The following is a 17,279-nucleotide window of genomic DNA, read 5'->3' as shown; positions in this document are numbered from 1 at the left end:
TTGCTTTGAGATATCGAAAACAAAAAAGCGAGATAGGTTTATGACCTGATCTCGCTTTTGTATTTTCAGATAATCATTAAATTATCATGCTGTTAAAACAATCAATTAAGCTGTTGCAACAAACTCTTCACCGATACGGATATCTGATGATAATGTCTCTTGCATCTCTTCCAATGCTTTTTGCTCATAAGCACTTAATTCACCGTAACCAAGAACTTCTTCAACGCCCTCTTTACCTAAACGAACTGGTTGTGCAAAGAAACGTGTATGCTCACCGTTACCTTCAACATAAGCACACTCAACCACATTCTCTTCGCCTTGTAGACCACGAACTAAAGATAGACCAAAGCGGCATGCTGCCTGACCCATTGATAATGTCGCAGAACCACCACCCGCTTTAGCTTGTACAACTTCGGTACCTGCATTCTGAATGCGCGGAGTTAATGCAGCGACTTCTTCTTCAGTAAACTCAACACCTTCAACCTGAGAAAGTAGAGGAAGAATCGTTACGCCAGAGTGACCACCGATAACAGGTACACTAATCTGACCTGGATCTTTGTTTTTTAGCTCAGCAACAAATGTTTCTGAACGAATAATATCGAGTGTAGTTACACCAAACAGTTTGCGCTTATCATATACGCCCGCTTTTTTCAGTACTTCAGCAGCAATCGCCACTGTCGTGTTCACAGGGTTTGTAATAATCCCCACACAAGCTTTTGGACAGCTAACTGCAACCTGCTCCATTAATGACTTAACAATACCAGCATTGATATTGAAAAGATCGGCACGATCCATTCCTGGCTTACGTGCAACACCCGCAGAGATCAATACCACATCCGCATTATCTAATGCAGGTGCAAGATCATCACCACAAAATCCACTAACAGCGACCGGCGTCGGGATATGGCTTAGATCTGCAGCGACACCTGGTGTTACTGGTGCAATATCATAGAGGGACAGATCAGAACCCGCAGGAAGGCGGTTCTTAAGTAATAATGCTAACGCTTGACCGATACCACCAGCGGCACCTACTACAGCAACTTTCATTTTCATTCTCCTTAATGTACAAAATGTTATCCGCATTGTTCTACTTAGTTACGTTATAGTAACTACAAAATAAAAACAATACGTGAACATAAGCTTTGCGATATTGAGCAAACTAACAACTAAAATCTCACACCCAATTTACAAAATAGTTATATTGTTGCTTATATTTATATATCTATTCATAAAATAATAATAGTGAAAATTAATAATTCTTTAATTTCAAATAGATAATAACTTACCAAGTTTTATTCTCTGCTTAAATAATAAATTTTAGTAACTAGAGTTGCAGCAACCTGTTTAGCTATGCGAGAATACCTCCACCTTATTTTCCACACTAAACCTATTATGCGAAATTCAGATAAACAAGATCGACTAACGAAAGCATTCAAATCTATTTTAAAAGATGAAAAGTTTAGCTCCCAGAGTGAGATTGTGGATGCATTAAAACTTCAAGGGTTTGATCACATAAATCAATCCAAAGTATCCCGTATGCTAACCAAATTTGGTGCAGTTAGAACACGAAATGCCAAAATGGAGATGGTTTATTGCCTTCCGGTTGAGCTTGGAGTCCCAACGGTTAATAGCCCATTAAAAGATCTGATCATGGAAGTGGATTTTAATGATTCACTGATTGTGATCCATACAGGTCCAGGTGCGGCGCAATTAATTGCTCGTCTTCTGGATTCATTAGGAAAAACAGAAGGTATTTTAGGTGTAGTGGCAGGTGATGACACTATTTTTGTCACACCAACTCAAGGAACGACGACAGAAAAACTGTTTAACTCAATCTGCGATCTATTTGACTATATTCGTTAACAGAATCGTCGCTTTTATGTTTTAAAAGTAATAATAATTCAAAATCCCCCCAAACAAAAAAACATAACCCAATGATTAATAAGGAGTTATGTTTTTTGTTTTTGCACTCTATTCCCAAAAACATCAAAATAATGTAAATTGATCATTAAATTACACACCTCTATTAGTTTAAACTTTGTTGATAACTTGATGCATTATGCCTTCAATATTCAATCAACAAGCTAAAAATCTTATGTTTTACTGAACTATAATCTGTTGCCTCAAATAAGGGATAATGACGGATAAAGCTAAATTCGCTTTCAATTCAGTATCAAGATTATCGACAAAAAACGAATAGGGACAGATAAAATGACGTTAAGTTTTCGTTAGTTTAATAAATAAAAGACGACTATAACGTCAAGTCAAAATATATATCCAAACTCATTGAAGCGACTAGTCGACGAATCATTATCGTCAATATATTCGTGGCCTCAATTTAGAGGGTATACTCATTAAAGGACATTAATATGAGTAAGACACAGTCAACAGCGGATGTGCAAGAAATGGTTGCACAATCCGATACTGGCGCAAGGAATCCCAAAGGATTAAGTGGAAAAATCATCTGGTTTGTTCCGCTTTGCTGGGCGCTATTTCAACTTTGGTACGCCTCTCCTCTGCCTTTTATTTTCAACTTTGGCGTACTTAACGACACAGAAGCTCGTTCAGTACACTTAGCTTTTGCTATCTTTTTAGCATTTACCGCCTACCCTGCTATAAAAAGCTCACCTCGTGATCGAATTCCAGTTCAAGATTGGATACTGGCACTTTTGGGCAGCTTTGCTGCGGGTTATCTTTTTCTCTTCTATGACCAATTAGCCGATCGTTCTGGCGCACCAACAACAATGGATGTGACGGTTTCGGTTATCGGCATGCTTTTACTACTAGAAGCAACTCGTCGAGCATTAGGTCCACCATTGATGGCGATTGCCGCAATTTTCTTATTCTACACTTTCGCTGGCCCGCATATGCCAGATGTTATTGCTCATAAAGGTGCAAGCTTGAATAAAGCCATGTCCCACTTATGGCTAACAACTGAAGGGGTGTTTGGGGTTGCGTTAGGAGTTTCAACTTCTTTTGTTTTCCTCTTTGTCCTTTTTGGTGCCATGTTAGATCGAGCTGGCGCAGGCTCTTACTTCATTAAAGTAGCATTTTCATTACTCGGTCATATGCGTGGAGGCCCAGCAAAAGCTGCGGTTGTTGCATCAGGTTTGTCAGGGTTAGTCTCTGGCTCTTCGATTGCAAACGTTGTGACTACCGGAACATTCACAATACCGTTAATGAAACGTGTTGGCTTCCCTGACTATAAAGCAGGTGCAGTAGAAGTGGCGGCGTCAACTAATGGTCAGTTAACGCCACCGATTATGGGAGCTGCGGCTTTCTTAATGGTTGAGTACGTTGGAATTTCTTACGTTGAAGTTATTCAGCATGCGATTCTGCCCGCTTTAATCTCTTACATCGCATTACTTTACATTGTGCATTTAGAAGCATGTAAAGCTGGCATGGAAGGATTACCGCGCCGTACAACAACGCGTTTAACTCATACTCTGATGTCATTTACTGCCACCATTCTAAGCTTGATAATTCTCAGTGGTGCGGTCTATTACGGTATCGGCTGGACCAAAGATGTCTTTGGTGATGCCGCGACTTATATCGTGGGAATTTTTGTTTTAATTGCCTATATTGGACTAGTTCGTTTCTCTGCTGGTTATCAAGAGTATGCTCAGCAAGATTTAAATGATGAGATCACTGAAGTTCCAGATGCAGGGCCAACGATTAAATCAGGCCTGCATTTCTTGCTGCCTATTGTGGTTCTAATTTGGTGTTTGACGGTTGAGCGATTCTCAGCAGGACTCTCTGCCTTTTGGGCGACGTTATTTATGATCTTTATCTTGATCACTCAACGCCCTCTATTTGCGATTTTCAATAAACAGCAACAGATGCAAGATGCCATCAAAGCCGGATTTGTTGACCTTATTGAGAGTTTAGTCAGCGGCTCTCGTAATATGATTGGTATCGGTGTAGCGACAGCAGCAGCAGGTGTGGTTGTTGGTGTAGTAACATTAACAGGTATCGGTTTTGTGATGACCAACTTTGTTGAGTTTGTCTCAGATGGTAACGTTATATTGATGCTGATCTTCACTGCGATCATCAGCTTAATCCTTGGTATGGGGTTACCGACGACAGCAAACTACATTGTTGTTTCAACCTTAATGGCGCCAGTAATTGTTACTTTAGGTGCACAGAATGGCTTGATCATTCCATTAATTGCCGTTCATCTATTTGTGTTCTATTTTGGCATTTTGGCTGATGATACTCCGCCAGTGGGCTTAGCTGCCTTTGCCGCTGCTGCTATTGCTAAATCAGACCCGATTCGTACTGGTTTACAAGGTTTTACCTACGATATCCGTACTGCCATTCTACCCTTTATGTTTATCTTCAATACTCAATTATTGTTGATCGGAATTGATAGCTTGTGGCACCTATTCTTAACCGTCAGTTCGGCAACTATTGCGATGCTGGTTTTCTCTTCGGCAACTCAAGGATGGTGGATGACGAAGAATAAGTGGTGGGAAACCATTCTACTATTGTTGATCACTTTTACCCTATTCCGCCCAGGCTTCTGGTGGGATAAAGTTTATGCGCCAAATATCATCCATAATGGTACTGAGATAATTGAAGTGGCGGGTGATGTCCCTGCAAACCAGCCTTTAATATTACGTGTTGCGGGTGAAAATATTGATGGAAAGATCATCACAAAGACAGTTCAACTACCCTTTGATGAAAACCTAACTGATGGTCAAGAGCGTATCGATTCAACCGGTCTTATGTTAAGTCAGCAAGATGATAAGATGATCGTCGATATGGTTCAATTCAGTAGTCCAGCTGAGATGGTAGGGATTTCTTTTGATTGGCAGATTATTGATATTGCGACACCAACCGATAGACCGATGAAAGAGTGGGTATTTGTACCAACTTTACTTCTATTATTTGGCATTGGTTGGAATCAAAGAAGACGATGTGTGAAATAATAGCGTCATCATAACGTTTAATGGGGATACCGAATATCCCCATTAAACCAACTTTTTTCGACCAAAGAATTCATCATTAACGATGGGTAAGAATGAGAAAACTATGTATAAGAACATCCTAGTTCCAGTCGATTTAAATGAAGAGAGTTTTGCCGATAAGGCGCTAGAACAAGCACAAGCATTAGCAGCCACAATGGGGGCTGAGATCCACCTGCTCAACGTACTGCCTGGGATCCATATGTCAATGGTCGCAAGCTATTTTCCACAAGAAGCCGCGCAACAGATGAAAGCAGATGTAAAAATTCAATTAGAAAAATTTGCGGCTAAGTACATCACGGAAAACGTTAATTACCATCTTCATATTGAAGAAGGAAAACCCTACACCACCATTCTAAAACAGAGTGCAAAAATTAACGCTGATCTTATTATTATCCCAAGCCATAAACGTTCACGATTAGATAAAGTAATGCTCGGTTCTGTGGCGGCAAAAGTGGTTGAGAACTCACCGATTAACGTGATGGTAATAAAACCACAAGGCTAATCAGTTTTGTTAATCCTGAATCGTTAGATTTTTTGTATCAGGGCTAAATTGAGATTATTCAATCAGCCCTGATTTATTAACCTCACTCTTTTACTCGCGACCCAGTGCCTTAAGTAATTTGAGATGAATACCACCAAAGCCACCATTACTCATCACTAAGATATGATCCTCAGGTTGCGCTTGTTCCTTAATCGCCATCACCAATTTATCAATATCATTATAGACTTCAGTGGGTTGTTGACACTCTGCTTTTATTTGTTCCAGCGACCATGAAAGATGATCATCTTGATAGAAGAAAACCTGATCCGCTAACTCAAGTGCAGGGGCAATCTTGTCATTAAAGACACCCGACTTCATGGTATTTGATCTCGGCTCAAGTACCGCAAAGATACGTTGTTCTCCGACCTTAGCTCTCAATCCTTCAAGAGTCAGTTGAATCGCCGTTGGGTGATGAGCAAAATCATCATAAACTGAAATATTATTGACGCAGCCCCTTAACTCTAAGCGTCGTTTAGCATTAATAAATGTTTCAAGTGATTGACAAGCAAGATCAGGTGTCACGCCAACATGACGAGCAGCAGCCACCGCCATTCTTGCATTCGCCATGTTATGCTCACCAATCAATGACCATTTGACCTTTCCTACCACTTGTTGATCGAATAAAATCTCAAATTCAGAACCATCCGCCGTCACTTTTTGACTCTGCCACTGCCCTGTTTCTCCGGAGCTTTCTAATTCACTCCAGCACCCCATCTCAATCGTCTCTGCAACATTCTGGTTATCCAATGGCGCTAAGATCCGCCCCTCACTTGGAATAGTGCGAATGAGATGGTGGAATTGACGTTGGATATCAGAAATATCATTAAAAATATCGCCATGATCAAATTCAAGATTATTAATAATTAAAGTTCTTGGGTGGTAATGGACAAACTTAGATCGCTTATCAAAAAAGGCGCTGTCATACTCATCCGCTTCCACCACAAAAAATGGCGTATTACCTAAACGGGCTGAGACATCAAAATTACCTGGCACACCACCAATCAAATAGCCTGGCTGATAACCACAATCCTCTAGAATCCATGCTAACATGCTGGCGGTAGAGGTTTTACCATGAGTTCCTGCAACGGCGAGTACCCAACGATCTTTAAGAAGAAAATCAAATAACCATTTCGGTCCTGAGTCATAACGCAAACCTTGATTGAGAACATATTCAACACAAGGATTACCACGACTTAATGCATTACCTATAACTACTAAATCAGGTGCAGGTTCTAATTGAGAAGGATCATAACCTTGAATAATTTCCACACCTTTTGATTCAAGAAGCGTGCTCATTGGAGGATAAACATTGGTATCACTCCCGGTCACTTTATGTCCCAGCTCTTTGGCTAAAATAGCAGCACCACCCATAAATGTGCCGCAAATACCTAAAATATGAATATGCATAATCACTACTTTTTAATTATGTTATAAATGACATTGAAAAACATCACAAAACAGTTACATTAGATCGAAATTTGACCTTTCTTTATCTACTGAATCATGTATTGTTCTAAGACAGTAGTTCCCTATTTATTAACTGTAATTGATCTTCAAATAAATACCTATAAGAAGTGAAAATTACCTTAATCTTTCCCTGATTTATTCCATTTTGGCTGATAGCAGAGTTAAGTAACTCGCAACAAAAATATCAAGGTCGAGTAATGAACAGGGATATTTCACTTTATGATAGTTTAACATTATTAAGGAAATCGGATGTCTGAAATAAGAACACTAGGTGAATTTATTATAGAGAAGCAAAATGATTTTCCACATGCCAGTGGTGATCTCTCTTCTCTTCTTGGTTCAATTAAATTGGCTTCTCAAATCGTCAATCGTGAGATCAACAAAGCGGGTTTGGTTGATATTACAGGAGCCGCTGGTAATGAAAACATTCAAGGCGAAGAGCAACAAAAGCTGGATCTTTACGCCAATGAAAAATTTAAAGCAGCCCTAGAAGCACGAGACCAAGTTTGTGGTGTTGCCAGTGAAGAAGAAGATGAAGCGGTTGCTTTCAACAAGGAATTAAACCGTAATGCGAAGTATGTCGTATTAATGGATCCCCTTGATGGCTCTTCAAATATTGATGTCAATGTCTCTGTTGGTACCATTTTCTCTATTTATCGTCGCGTTTCTCCTGTTGGTACACCACCAACTCAAGAAGATTTCCTTCAACCAGGGAATCAACAAGTTGCCGCTGGTTATGTGATTTATGGTTCATCAACCATGTTGGTTTATACCACGGGTAATGGAGTACACGGTTTTACTTATGATCCGTCGCTTGGTGTTTTCTGTCTCTCTCATGAAAACATGACAATCCCTCAAGATGGCACGATTTATTCTATTAATGAAGGGAATTACATTCGCTTCCCGACCGGAGTTAAAAAATATCTAAAATATTGTCAAGAGGTTGTACCGTCGGATAATCGTCCTTATACCTCGCGATACATTGGTTCTTTGGTTGCCGATTTCCATCGTAATCTATTAAAAGGTGGTATCTACCTTTATCCAAGTACGCATTCTCACCCACAAGGTAAATTACGCCTGTTGTATGAATGCAATCCAATGGCTTTCATCATGGAACAAGCAGGTGGTATCGCTTCTGATGGCGATAAACGTATTATGGATCTCAAACCAACCGAACTACATCAGCGTGTTCCGTTCTTTGTCGGTTCTCGCAATATGGTGCTCACAATTGAAGAGTTCCTTGCTGCAGAAGAGAGTAACCCAGGATCAGAATAAATTAATTATCCCGTATCACCTCCAAAATAAAGATACTGAAGGTTATAGATAAGAAATATATACCGAAAGTAAGAAAGGCATAATAACCCCAGTATAAACTCTGGGGTTATTATTAATATGATAGACATATCGTGATAACTAAACTTTCGAATTCAATGATTGATGATCAATTTGGGTAAATAGAGATTCGCCTTGCAATAACTCATCCATTACACTGCCGACCAATAAGTTAAAGTCAAAATTATCTGCTTGATAATGGGCTTGGGACTCAAAAACACGACGATTAAATAATGACTGAGATAGTTCACTTTCTTTAAGCTTTAGCTCACTAATTCGACAATATGGCCAACGATGAATAAAATCACTACTTGTTAGTTGGTCATTGAAGCACCCCACAATCAAAATTAATACACCTTGCTGTTGATAAAGCTCAATCAAACAGAGTAATTTCTGTAACTCCAAATCCGCGGTTAATAATGGATCGTCTAACTCAATAGAGACTTGAGAAATCGTATGGTAGCAAGCTTGTCTGTCTATTATTTGATTTTGAATTGCCTCTTGAAACGCTACAGAATCAAATACTGCAATAGAAGGTGCCTTTAATATAAATAACCGTCCATATGCTTCACTCCATTTCACTTCGGGCAATAAACGATCATTAGGCCAAATAAAATAGAGTTTATAATGTAATAATTGCTCTTTTTTCACAGTTCCTCTCCTTATTTTGAGATCTAAGGTTCCTTTTTTAAAAATAAATATCAACATTAGAACGATTGAGAGATAAAATGCGCAGTTATAAATGGGACTTAGAACTCAAAATTAAAAGAGAATTATTTTCAAGATTCTTTTTTTTGTTACCTTATGCAAGTTTTTGCACAATAATTAATGGAGTTGATTTATGAAGCAAGCAATGAAGCCACTTTCAATTGCTGTCTTAGGTGGTTTATTAACGATGGCTGGTCCTGCATTTGCAGAGACGATTAAGCTACGCGTTATCGAAACTACAGATATTCACACAAATATCATGGATTATGATTACTACAAGAATAAGCCAACTCAAAAAATCGGTCTTGTTCGCACAGCAACAGCCGTAAAAGAAGCGGAAGCTGAAGTTGTAAACAGCGTATTAGTTGATAATGGCGACCTACTTCAAGGTAGTCCAATGGGTGATTACATGGCTGATCGTGGCCTAACCCCGACGGATGTTCACCCCGCTTATAAAGCAATGAACTTATTGGACTACCAAGCAGCGAACTTTGGTAACCACGAGTTCAACTACGGTTTAGACTTCCTAAAAGAAGCGATTAACGACGCAAAATTCCCATACATCAATGCCAACGTGTATGATGCAAAAACTGGCGAAAACTTCTTCACACCTTACGTTATCAAAGATTACAAATTTAAAGATACTGACGGTAAAGAGCACAATATTAAAGTCGGTTATATCGGTTTTGTGCCACCTCAAATCTTAACGTGGGATAAGAAAAATCTTGAAGGCATCGTTGTCGCAAAAGATATCAAGCAAACCGCTGAAAAGTTTGTTCCACAAATGAAAGCTGAAGGCGCAGACGTTATTGTTGCGATCCCTCACTCAGGTCTATCAACAGAACCTTATAAACTATTAGCTGAAAACTCGGTTTACTTCCTATCTGAAGTGAAAGATATTGATGCGATTACATTTGGCCACTCTCACGGTACTTTCCCTGGAAAAGGCTTTGATGGTATTCAAGGTGTTGATAACGAGATGGGCACCGTAAATGGTGTTGCTTCTGTTATGCCGGGTCGCTGGGGTAACCATGTTGGTGTTATCGATCTAGAACTTAAAATGATTGATGGTAAGTGGGATGTTGTTAAAGGTGAATCTGAAGCACGTCCAATCTATGATGCTAAAAATAAAGCACCATTAGTTGAAGCTGACAAAGAGATGATTGCTGTTATTGCAGAAGAGCACCAAGGAACACTTGATTTCGTTAACCAACCAATTGGTAAGTCTAACGACATCATGTACAGCTACTTAGCGTTAGTTCAAGATGATCCAACGGTTCAGATTGTTAACCTTGCACAAAAAGATTATGTAGAACGCTTTATTCAAGGTGATCCAGACTTAGATGGTACACCTGTACTTTCAGCTGCAGCACCATTTAAAGCCGGTGGTCGTAAGAATGATCCAGGTAACTTTACTGAAGTTGAATCAGGTCAACTAACGTTCCGTAACGCAGCGGACCTTTATCTTTACCCGAACACATTAGTGGCGCTAAAAGTAACTGGTAACGAAGTTCGTGAATGGTTAGAGTGTGCTGCTGGTCAGTTCAATCAAATTGATCCAAATAGCACAGAACAACAGCAATTAATCAATTGGGATGACTTCCGTACCTATAACTTTGATGTCATTGATGGTGTTGATTATCAAATTGATGTCACTCAACCGGCTCGTTATGACGGTAACTGTAAACTGGTTAATGCAGATTCTCACCGAATTAAAGGATTAACTTTCCAAGGTAAAGCGATTGATCCTAAGCAAACGTTCCTAGTCGCGGCAAACAACTACCGTGCATACAGTGGTAAATTTGCAGGTACAGGTCCAGAGTTCATCGCTTTTGCATCTCCAGATGAGAACCGCTCAATTGTTGCTAGCTATATCTCTCGCGTAAGTAAAGAGAAAGGCGAAGTCACACCAAGTGCTGATAATAACTGGCGTTTTGCTCCAATTGAAGGTGAAAACCTAAATGTTGTTTTTGAAACGTCACCATCAGAGAAAGCGGCTAAGTTTGTTAAAGAACGAGGTCAGTACCCAATGACTGAAGTCGGTCATGATGATGTTGGTTTTGCAGTTTATAAAGTTGATCTAACTAAGTAACTCTAAACAACGCAACATTAAAATCTTAGGTATGAAAATTAACGTGCCTAACTAAAAATAAAAACCTCATTTTGATTTCTTTTCAATCTGAGGTTTTTTATTATGTGGCAATTAATTTTTTAAAATGAAAAAAGAAGGTAGATCATGATCTCTTGGCAAACAGCGACATTTAACCAGCTCGATATCAATGCGCTTTATGAAATAATGAAACTACGCTCAGAAGTTTTTGTCGTTGAGCAAAATTGTGTTTATCTCGATATGGATGACAAAGATAGAGTCGAAGGTGTTTACCATTTAATGGGTTATGTCGATGACAAGCTTGTGGCTTATATGCGTCTACTTCCCAAAGGCGTGAGCTTTGCTGATTCAGTGAGTTTAGGTCGTGTGCTTGTCTGCCCTACTGCTCGTAAAGATGGTTATGGCCACCAGCTATTAATTAAAGGATTAGCATTAGCTGAAGAGTTATGGCCACAACAAAGTATCGAGATCGGTGCTCAACAATACCTAATGGATTTTTATCAGAGTCACGGTTTTGTGATTACCTCTGATATGTATTTAGAGGATGGTATTCCTCACCTTGATATGATCATCTCTAAAGGCTAATAATTTAAAATCATCATTAATATTATTCTGTATCTTAGCGATTATTTCCCCTGAGAAAATGAACCATTAGAGAGTCGAAAATACATCACCGGCTCTTTTTTTATGCGTTCAATCTGTAAAACATCGACCTCACCACTAGGCAGTCGTTTAAAACGTAATGTTGCCCCAGGACTAATTCTAGATAGAGGTTTAGATTTCCCTTCAATAGCCGTAATCGCATAAAGGTCTGGAAGAGGGAGGTTATGCTTACGAAATACCGCGCTCAACGTATCTCCCGCTTGAATCTGGTAACTCTGCCAATCGGTATTAACAACTTTATCAATAACCTGTCTTTGTTCACGATTTGAATATGACGATGAATTCTGTCCAGTTGCCAATGTGGCAGACTGTTCACTTAAGCCAATGACAGAGATCGGTAGCTCTTTTTCAACTGTTGATGAGCTTGTTCCCAAATTATCTTTATCATCCAATGACGATTGTGGCCAAATAATCACAATAAACAGCACAATAACAAGGCCTAAAATTCCTCGGCGATGACGCTTTGGTAACTGATGATAATAATGATCCAACAAGGCTCGACACGCTTGTAAGCGATGAGATACGTTTAACAATAAATCAGATCTTTTCTTCTTATCATTTATTAGGCGAGATAACCTCTGCTTTAAATTTAGCACTGATATACTCCATTCCATTTCAAATCACGATTCCACATCAATCTTTTGACTCTTGGTACTTTTTATATAAAAAAGGCAAAGAAAACTCTTCAAAATGATAGCTAAATCATTATAACCTAATCTATCGTTTTTGCCGTTTATCAAGTCGCCATCCTCTATACCTAAAGTCCATGCGTTACTCAACGACAGCCAATAAATACACCTATCTCAGCTATAATGCTAACCGTTCAACTTCAAATAATAAGGTATATTCTATATTAATATCTTAAAAATAAGCACGATAGAGTTCAAAGTTGACACACTCTTAACTTGATTTACCCTATGATTAGCGAACGTTTATCCCTTTATTACTTGATGTGCTAGGTTGTTGGCTGCATTTGCTCGCATCAATCATCATTAAGTCATCAGACTTGAGTAACAAGACTTAAATAATATTTAGAGTGTCATTCTTTAATCACAATCATCATAGAGTCTAATTAAAGAATAAAGTTCGTTCGAACCAATCAGATTGTGCAGACATACTGATAAACTTCCACTTTCCACCGATTAGTCACTCCCATTATTTTGAGTATAAAATGAGGTGTAGATCAAAAATAGTTGACTGTTTCTTTTCGATAACATTTACCCATAACTCTCGAACTGTTATTCTCACCCCCTTGATTAAATTTAATTAAAGAGAAGACAATGTCTGACATTAAACTAGATACAGTAGAACTAAAAGCAAGCTATGGTATTGGCTTACAAATGGGTCAACAGCTACAGAGCAGTGGCCTAGAAGGATTAAACGTTGCAGCTATCGCTAAAGGTATTGCAACTTCAATGGCTGGCGAAATGCCTGAAATCGAAGTAGATGATATCAACAACGCATTACGTGATATCCACACTCGTGCAGAAGAACAACGTAAAGAAGTTGCTAAAGTAGCAGCTGCTGACGGCGAAGCTTTCTTAGCTGATAATGCACAGCGCCCAGAAGTTACTGTAACTGAGTCAGGTCTTCAGTATGAAGTTCTTGTTGAAGGTACAGGTGAAATCCCGACTAGCGACAAGCAAGTACGTGTTCACTATCACGGTATGTTAACTGACGGTTCTGTATTCGACAGCTCTGTACAGCGCGGTCAACCTGCTGAGTTCCCTGTCACTGGTGTTATCCAGGGTTGGGTTGAAGCTCTACAAATGATGCCTGTTGGATCTAAGTGGAAACTATACATCCCTCAAGATCTTGCTTATGGTGAGCGTGGCGCAGGTGCTGCTATCCCTCCATTCGCAGCACTTGTATTTGAAGTTGAATTATTAGATATCCTATAATTCTTCCTCATTAAAAAAAGCCCATGTGTTCTATTTAATCATAGAAATCACATGGGCTTTTTTATTATCCATACTTTAAATAATGGGCATGAATAGGAGGCGAAACAACATTATCCACAACCTAGCCGTTTCAAGTATCAAGTATCAAGTATCAAGGGAATATCATCCGCAATGACCTTTTAGTTACGACAATATTTATCAACTTAATCAATAATTCTGGCTTGCTTAAAACCAACCTGGTTTGCTAAATCAGTGGCAGTATCTATTGAGTCACAATATTGCTCTGATCCTGAGCTATCAGTAAGAGGTACAAGATTTCCTTGATTTAAGCGAAACTCAACAATCCACCCTTCATGCTGCACAGCAGGTTCTATAACCGCCTCTGTCAGTAGATTGTCCCCATATAATCCTTTTAGCTCTGATAATGTCATACCAACTCCACACGGTAATACGAATAACGATGCTCTAAATATAACGTTGCCTGTTGGCTATACCTAAAACCATTCACATTGTTAGTCATTGGTAAATGAGCTAAGCCCTATAAGTATCGATTCATAGAGCCAAATGAGTGCAGTCTTTACTGCAATAAACCAAGCCTAGCAACTTCAAGTAAGAAAGGTATATGCATCAACCTGATGGTGAGAATAGATTGTTGCTGTTATTAATTTTAGTACATCAATCACTATCGTGCAGAATTGTTCAATAAAAGCTCAATTTAGAAATCAAAATCTAAACCAATCAGGAAACCATCTTGACGATATTTTCCTGTAAAGTTATCAAAATCATCATAATCATTGTCGATAATACGATAGCCTGCTCGAATATTAAGATCAAAGGCGGCTAAGCCTAATCCCCACTTAATACCAGCTTGAGCATCTAACGTTGAGGTGTTATCAAAGCTACCAAAATTAGCTTCAGTATAAAAAGAGATAGGGGTAGCAGGGATTGAAAAATCAACATTCGCATAGACACTTGGTGCGAATCCACTGAAGTTTTTATGGTAGATTTGACTATCAATATAAGTGGCGGCGACACCAAGATCGACACTTAAGGCATCAAGATCCAAGATTTCATAATAGGCAATAAGATCGCTATTGGTTAATTCTGCATCATTAACATCAAATTTGTTATAACGAACTTTAAAATTTGGTACAAGAGGAATAAAGTGCTCAATGGCAACAAATCCTCCATAACTTGGATCATCACCCGTATCATCAGAGCTACCATGCTGTTTAATTTCACTATCTACAGCCCACGCTGACACACCGGCTTTAACACCAAGAACCGTTGCAGCATTGGCAGTTGTCGCCACTCCCATCGTTGCCAACAAGGCAATAACCAGTTTATTCTTCATTATTTAATTCCGTTTATTCAAATAGATAGGTTCAAACAATCAATATAGCAAAAATTTATTTTGTTTATCATCTATTTGTATTAAAACTTACCTATCGATCTCGATAAGAAGAATAGTAATCTGACTTTTTGCCTTTTTTATCGTTATAAAACCAAACCGCCACGCAGATTAATAAGATCCACGGCAGTAACTTAAAGATCAAGCCAACCATACCGGCTATCGCCATAATAATAAAACCCACAATCATAGCAACGATGATCCCAACAACACTCACGCCAGTCATCACTAAAATCATTGCAAAGCCGATTAAAAACAGTAGTTCAAACATATCTACCTCTATCCTTTTTAAATTTATATTAATGATAGAGCACAAACTAAGCCAACCTTTTCAAAAAACTTTCAAGATACTGATTTATAAACATAAAAAAAGCCAAGCGTAATTCACCCAGCTTTTTCATGTATAGTTTCGCTACTTATTGGTTAATTTGACCAATCATTTACAAGATATATGAATGAATCAACACTAAATAAAAAGAGCAAGTATCAATCGATGTCATCAGGAATAAAACTCATCGCTTGTTGCAGTACTTCAATCCCTGAACCCGGTTTATGGGCATTCTCACTAATGTAGCGACGCCAACCTCTCGCGCCCGGCATATTATGAAAAATACCTAACATATGACGAGAGATATGATTTAAATAACTTCCGTTAGCAATCTGTTGTTCTATATAAGGGAACATCGCTTCAACGGCTTCTTTACGGCCGATCATTGGCTTATCTAAACCAAAAATTTTCTGATCAACTAGCGCTAAAATATAAGGGTTTTGATACGCTTCTCGACCTACCATTACGCCATCAAGATGCTTCAAATGCTCTAAAGTCTCTTCTAAGGTTTTTACGCCACCATTAACACCGATAGTCAAATGTGGGAAATCCTGCTTAATTTGATAGGCACGAGGATAGTCTAGCGGTGGAATTTCACGGTTCTGTTTTGGGCTTAGTCCACTCAGCCACGCTTTGCGCGCATGGATAGTAAAATCTTTACATCCACCTTTTTCTGATACCGTAGAGATAAAGTCAGTCAAAAATTGATAAGAATCTTGATCATCAATGCCGATACGTGTTTTCACGGTAACCGGAATATCAACCACCTCTTTCATTGCAGCGATACATTGTGCGACTAGTTCGGCTTCTCCCATTAAACAAGCACCAAATTTACCATTTTGTACACGATCGGAAGGACAACCTACATTAAGGTTCACTTCATCATAGCCTCGTTCTTGCGCTAACTTTGCACAATGCGCTAAATCAACCGGATTAGAACCGCCAAGTTGTAATGAAAGCGGGTGCTCCTGTTCGTTATATTGCAAGTAATCACCTTTGCCATGAATAATCGCGCCTGTTGTCACCATTTCGGTATAGAGCAACATTTCACGACTTAATAGACGATGAAAAACACGACAATGACGATCGGTCCAATCGAGCATTGGTGCAATTGAGAAACGGGAAGAATGATACATGGCTTAACTCTCGGTGAACTCTAGAAGTAATTATTGACTCAATGTCGTGAACAATAGTATCGAACAAGGCGCGATATGGCGACAAGATGCGCGATTATACCGTGGGAGTTAACACTCTTCAAATAAGATCTTACAATAGAAAGAAAACAGATCGCATATCAATGATAAGCTAAGGTAAACTAGCTTATCTTTTATTATGGCGTACTAAATATGGCTTCGATAGAAAAAAACATAACGACAGCACAGGCTTTATGCCAGCAACGAGGGGTGCGTTTAACGGCTCAGCGTGAACAAGTATTGTCGCTATTACTACAAGAAAAGAGTGCCATCAGTGCTTATGATCTATTAGATAAACTCAAAGAAATTGAGCCTAATGCCAAGCCACCAACGGTATATCGCGCTCTAGACTTCCTTTTAAGTCAAGGCTTTGTTCATAAAGTTGAATCTACCAATAGCTATATTTGCTGCTGTAGCATTGGTCATGACCAACACTGCTCACAATTATTAATCTGTGATAGTTGTGGTTACGTGCAAGAGTGTCATTATGATCAACTGGCTCAGATGCTCAATCATCAAGCGCAACAAACGGGTTTTAAAATCTACCATCATGTAATTGAAACCCATGGCCTTTGCCAAAGCTGTCAATCTATCTCAAGCTAACTAGAATCACCTCTCAAGTTTATTAAGCTCAAATAAAAAAGGTCACTCGAAA

General features: G+C 38.9%; 16 protein-coding genes. 8 read left to right on the top strand and 8 right to left on the bottom strand.

Features of this window, described 5'->3' with window-relative positions:
- Positions 1-105 precede the first annotated feature (105 nt).
- Positions 106-1,047, bottom strand: a complete 942-nt coding sequence (gene mdh, locus L0B53_RS08650) for a malate dehydrogenase (protein WP_235061678.1) — start codon at positions 1,045-1,047, stop codon at positions 106-108.
- A gap of 345 nt (positions 1,048-1,392) precedes the next feature.
- Here mdh and argR point away from each other — a divergent pair, with 345 nt between their 5' ends.
- The 3 genes from argR to L0B53_RS08635 all read left to right on the top strand — a co-directional run bounded on the left by argR (position 1,393) and on the right by L0B53_RS08635 (position 5,472).
- Entirely contained in the window at positions 1,393-1,863 is a 471-nt protein-coding gene (gene argR, locus L0B53_RS08645) for a transcriptional regulator ArgR (protein WP_235062206.1), read from the top strand.
- A gap of 506 nt (positions 1,864-2,369) precedes the next feature.
- Positions 2,370-4,931: a TRAP transporter permease gene (locus L0B53_RS08640; protein ID WP_235061677.1), complete on the top strand. Its 2,562-nt coding sequence runs from the start codon at positions 2,370-2,372 to the stop codon at positions 4,929-4,931.
- Positions 4,932-5,034: 103 nt separating this feature from the next.
- Complete coding sequence (locus L0B53_RS08635) at positions 5,035-5,472, top strand: universal stress protein (protein WP_235061676.1); 438 nt, start codon at positions 5,035-5,037, stop codon at positions 5,470-5,472.
- Between the two features lie 90 nt (positions 5,473-5,562).
- Here the strand turns inward: L0B53_RS08635 and mpl are convergent, their stop codons facing one another.
- Complete coding sequence (gene mpl, locus L0B53_RS08630; protein WP_235061675.1) at positions 5,563-6,918, bottom strand: UDP-N-acetylmuramate:L-alanyl-gamma-D-glutamyl-meso-diaminopimelate ligase; 1,356 nt, start codon at positions 6,916-6,918, stop codon at positions 5,563-5,565.
- 309 nt (positions 6,919-7,227) lie between these two features.
- Between mpl and fbp the strand changes: the two genes are divergently transcribed.
- Positions 7,228-8,253: a class 1 fructose-bisphosphatase gene (gene fbp, locus L0B53_RS08625; RefSeq protein WP_235061674.1), complete on the top strand. Its 1,026-nt coding sequence runs from the start codon at positions 7,228-7,230 to the stop codon at positions 8,251-8,253.
- A 138-nt stretch (positions 8,254-8,391) separates the two neighbouring features.
- Here the strand turns inward: fbp and L0B53_RS08620 are convergent, their stop codons facing one another.
- The gene (locus tag L0B53_RS08620) at positions 8,392-8,961 is read right to left on the bottom strand and encodes a hypothetical protein (RefSeq protein ID WP_235061673.1); all 570 of its coding nucleotides are present in this window, start codon (positions 8,959-8,961) and stop codon (positions 8,392-8,394) included.
- Positions 8,962-9,151: 190 nt separating this feature from the next.
- Here L0B53_RS08620 and L0B53_RS08615 point away from each other — a divergent pair, with 190 nt between their 5' ends.
- Both L0B53_RS08615 and L0B53_RS08610 read left to right on the top strand, forming a co-directional pair.
- Entirely contained in the window at positions 9,152-11,110 is a 1,959-nt protein-coding gene (locus L0B53_RS08615; RefSeq protein ID WP_235061672.1) for a bifunctional 2',3'-cyclic-nucleotide 2'-phosphodiesterase/3'-nucleotidase, read from the top strand.
- 144 nt (positions 11,111-11,254) lie between these two features.
- Entirely contained in the window at positions 11,255-11,713 is a 459-nt protein-coding gene (locus tag L0B53_RS08610) for a GNAT family N-acetyltransferase (protein WP_235061671.1), read from the top strand.
- Positions 11,714-11,754: 41 nt separating this feature from the next.
- Here the strand turns inward: L0B53_RS08610 and L0B53_RS08605 are convergent, their stop codons facing one another.
- Positions 11,755-12,387 (bottom strand): LysM-like peptidoglycan-binding domain-containing protein, encoded by a 633-nt coding sequence (locus L0B53_RS08605; protein ID WP_235061670.1) that lies wholly within the window; start codon positions 12,385-12,387, stop codon positions 11,755-11,757.
- A 684-nt stretch (positions 12,388-13,071) separates the two neighbouring features.
- Between L0B53_RS08605 and L0B53_RS08600 the strand changes: the two genes are divergently transcribed.
- Entirely contained in the window at positions 13,072-13,692 is a 621-nt protein-coding gene (locus tag L0B53_RS08600) for an FKBP-type peptidyl-prolyl cis-trans isomerase (protein ID WP_235061669.1), read from the top strand.
- 203 nt (positions 13,693-13,895) lie between these two features.
- Here L0B53_RS08600 and L0B53_RS08595 read toward each other — a convergent pair whose 3' ends face one another.
- The 4 genes from L0B53_RS08595 to dusA all read right to left on the bottom strand — a co-directional run bounded on the left by L0B53_RS08595 (position 13,896) and on the right by dusA (position 16,567).
- Positions 13,896-14,123 carry a thymidylate kinase gene (locus tag L0B53_RS08595; RefSeq protein ID WP_235061668.1) on the bottom strand — a complete coding sequence of 76 codons (228 nt, stop codon included), beginning with the start codon at positions 14,121-14,123 and terminating at the stop codon, positions 13,896-13,898.
- A gap of 284 nt (positions 14,124-14,407) precedes the next feature.
- Complete coding sequence (locus L0B53_RS08590) at positions 14,408-15,046, bottom strand: TIGR04219 family outer membrane beta-barrel protein (protein ID WP_235061667.1); 639 nt, start codon at positions 15,044-15,046, stop codon at positions 14,408-14,410.
- A 91-nt stretch (positions 15,047-15,137) separates the two neighbouring features.
- A complete protein-coding gene (pspG, locus tag L0B53_RS08585) occupies positions 15,138-15,374 on the bottom strand; it encodes an envelope stress response protein PspG (protein ID WP_235061666.1) in 237 nt (78 codons plus the stop codon).
- 215 nt (positions 15,375-15,589) lie between these two features.
- Positions 15,590-16,567 (bottom strand): tRNA dihydrouridine(20/20a) synthase DusA, encoded by a 978-nt coding sequence (dusA, locus tag L0B53_RS08580; protein ID WP_235061665.1) that lies wholly within the window; start codon positions 16,565-16,567, stop codon positions 15,590-15,592.
- A 210-nt stretch (positions 16,568-16,777) separates the two neighbouring features.
- Between dusA and zur the strand changes: the two genes are divergently transcribed.
- Positions 16,778-17,227, top strand: coding sequence for a zinc uptake transcriptional repressor Zur (gene zur, locus L0B53_RS08575; RefSeq protein WP_235061664.1), 450 nt, complete (start codon positions 16,778-16,780; stop codon positions 17,225-17,227).
- Positions 17,228-17,279: the final 52 nt, after the last annotated feature.

Origin of the sequence: Vibrio sp. SS-MA-C1-2 (genome assembly GCF_021513135.1) — a bacterium.
In the GTDB taxonomy this organism is placed as follows: domain Bacteria; phylum Pseudomonadota; class Gammaproteobacteria; order Enterobacterales; family Vibrionaceae.
This window is presented reverse-complemented; position numbering and strand designations above follow the sequence as displayed.

Coding starts and splice junctions, on each gene's coding strand:
- mdh (WP_235061678.1), bottom strand. CDS start 1,047: ATGAAAGTTGCTGTAGTAGGTGCCGCTGGTGGTATCGGTCAAGCGTTA.
- argR (WP_235062206.1), top strand. CDS start 1,393: ATGCGAAATTCAGATAAACAAGATCGACTAACGAAAGCATTCAAATCT.
- L0B53_RS08640 (WP_235061677.1), top strand. CDS start 2,370: ATGAGTAAGACACAGTCAACAGCGGATGTGCAAGAAATGGTTGCACAA.
- L0B53_RS08635 (WP_235061676.1), top strand. CDS start 5,035: ATGTATAAGAACATCCTAGTTCCAGTCGATTTAAATGAAGAGAGTTTT.
- mpl (WP_235061675.1), bottom strand. CDS start 6,918: ATGCATATTCATATTTTAGGTATTTGCGGCACATTTATGGGTGGTGCT.
- fbp (WP_235061674.1), top strand. CDS start 7,228: ATGTCTGAAATAAGAACACTAGGTGAATTTATTATAGAGAAGCAAAAT.
- L0B53_RS08615 (WP_235061672.1), top strand. CDS start 9,152: ATGAAGCAAGCAATGAAGCCACTTTCAATTGCTGTCTTAGGTGGTTTA.
- L0B53_RS08610 (WP_235061671.1), top strand. CDS start 11,255: ATGATCTCTTGGCAAACAGCGACATTTAACCAGCTCGATATCAATGCG.
- L0B53_RS08600 (WP_235061669.1), top strand. CDS start 13,072: ATGTCTGACATTAAACTAGATACAGTAGAACTAAAAGCAAGCTATGGT.
- L0B53_RS08595 (WP_235061668.1), bottom strand. CDS start 14,123: ATGACATTATCAGAGCTAAAAGGATTATATGGGGACAATCTACTGACA.
- L0B53_RS08590 (WP_235061667.1), bottom strand. CDS start 15,046: ATGAAGAATAAACTGGTTATTGCCTTGTTGGCAACGATGGGAGTGGCG.
- pspG (WP_235061666.1), bottom strand. CDS start 15,374: ATGTTTGAACTACTGTTTTTAATCGGCTTTGCAATGATTTTAGTGATG.
- dusA (WP_235061665.1), bottom strand. CDS start 16,567: ATGTATCATTCTTCCCGTTTCTCAATTGCACCAATGCTCGATTGGACC.
- zur (WP_235061664.1), top strand. CDS start 16,778: ATGGCTTCGATAGAAAAAAACATAACGACAGCACAGGCTTTATGCCAG.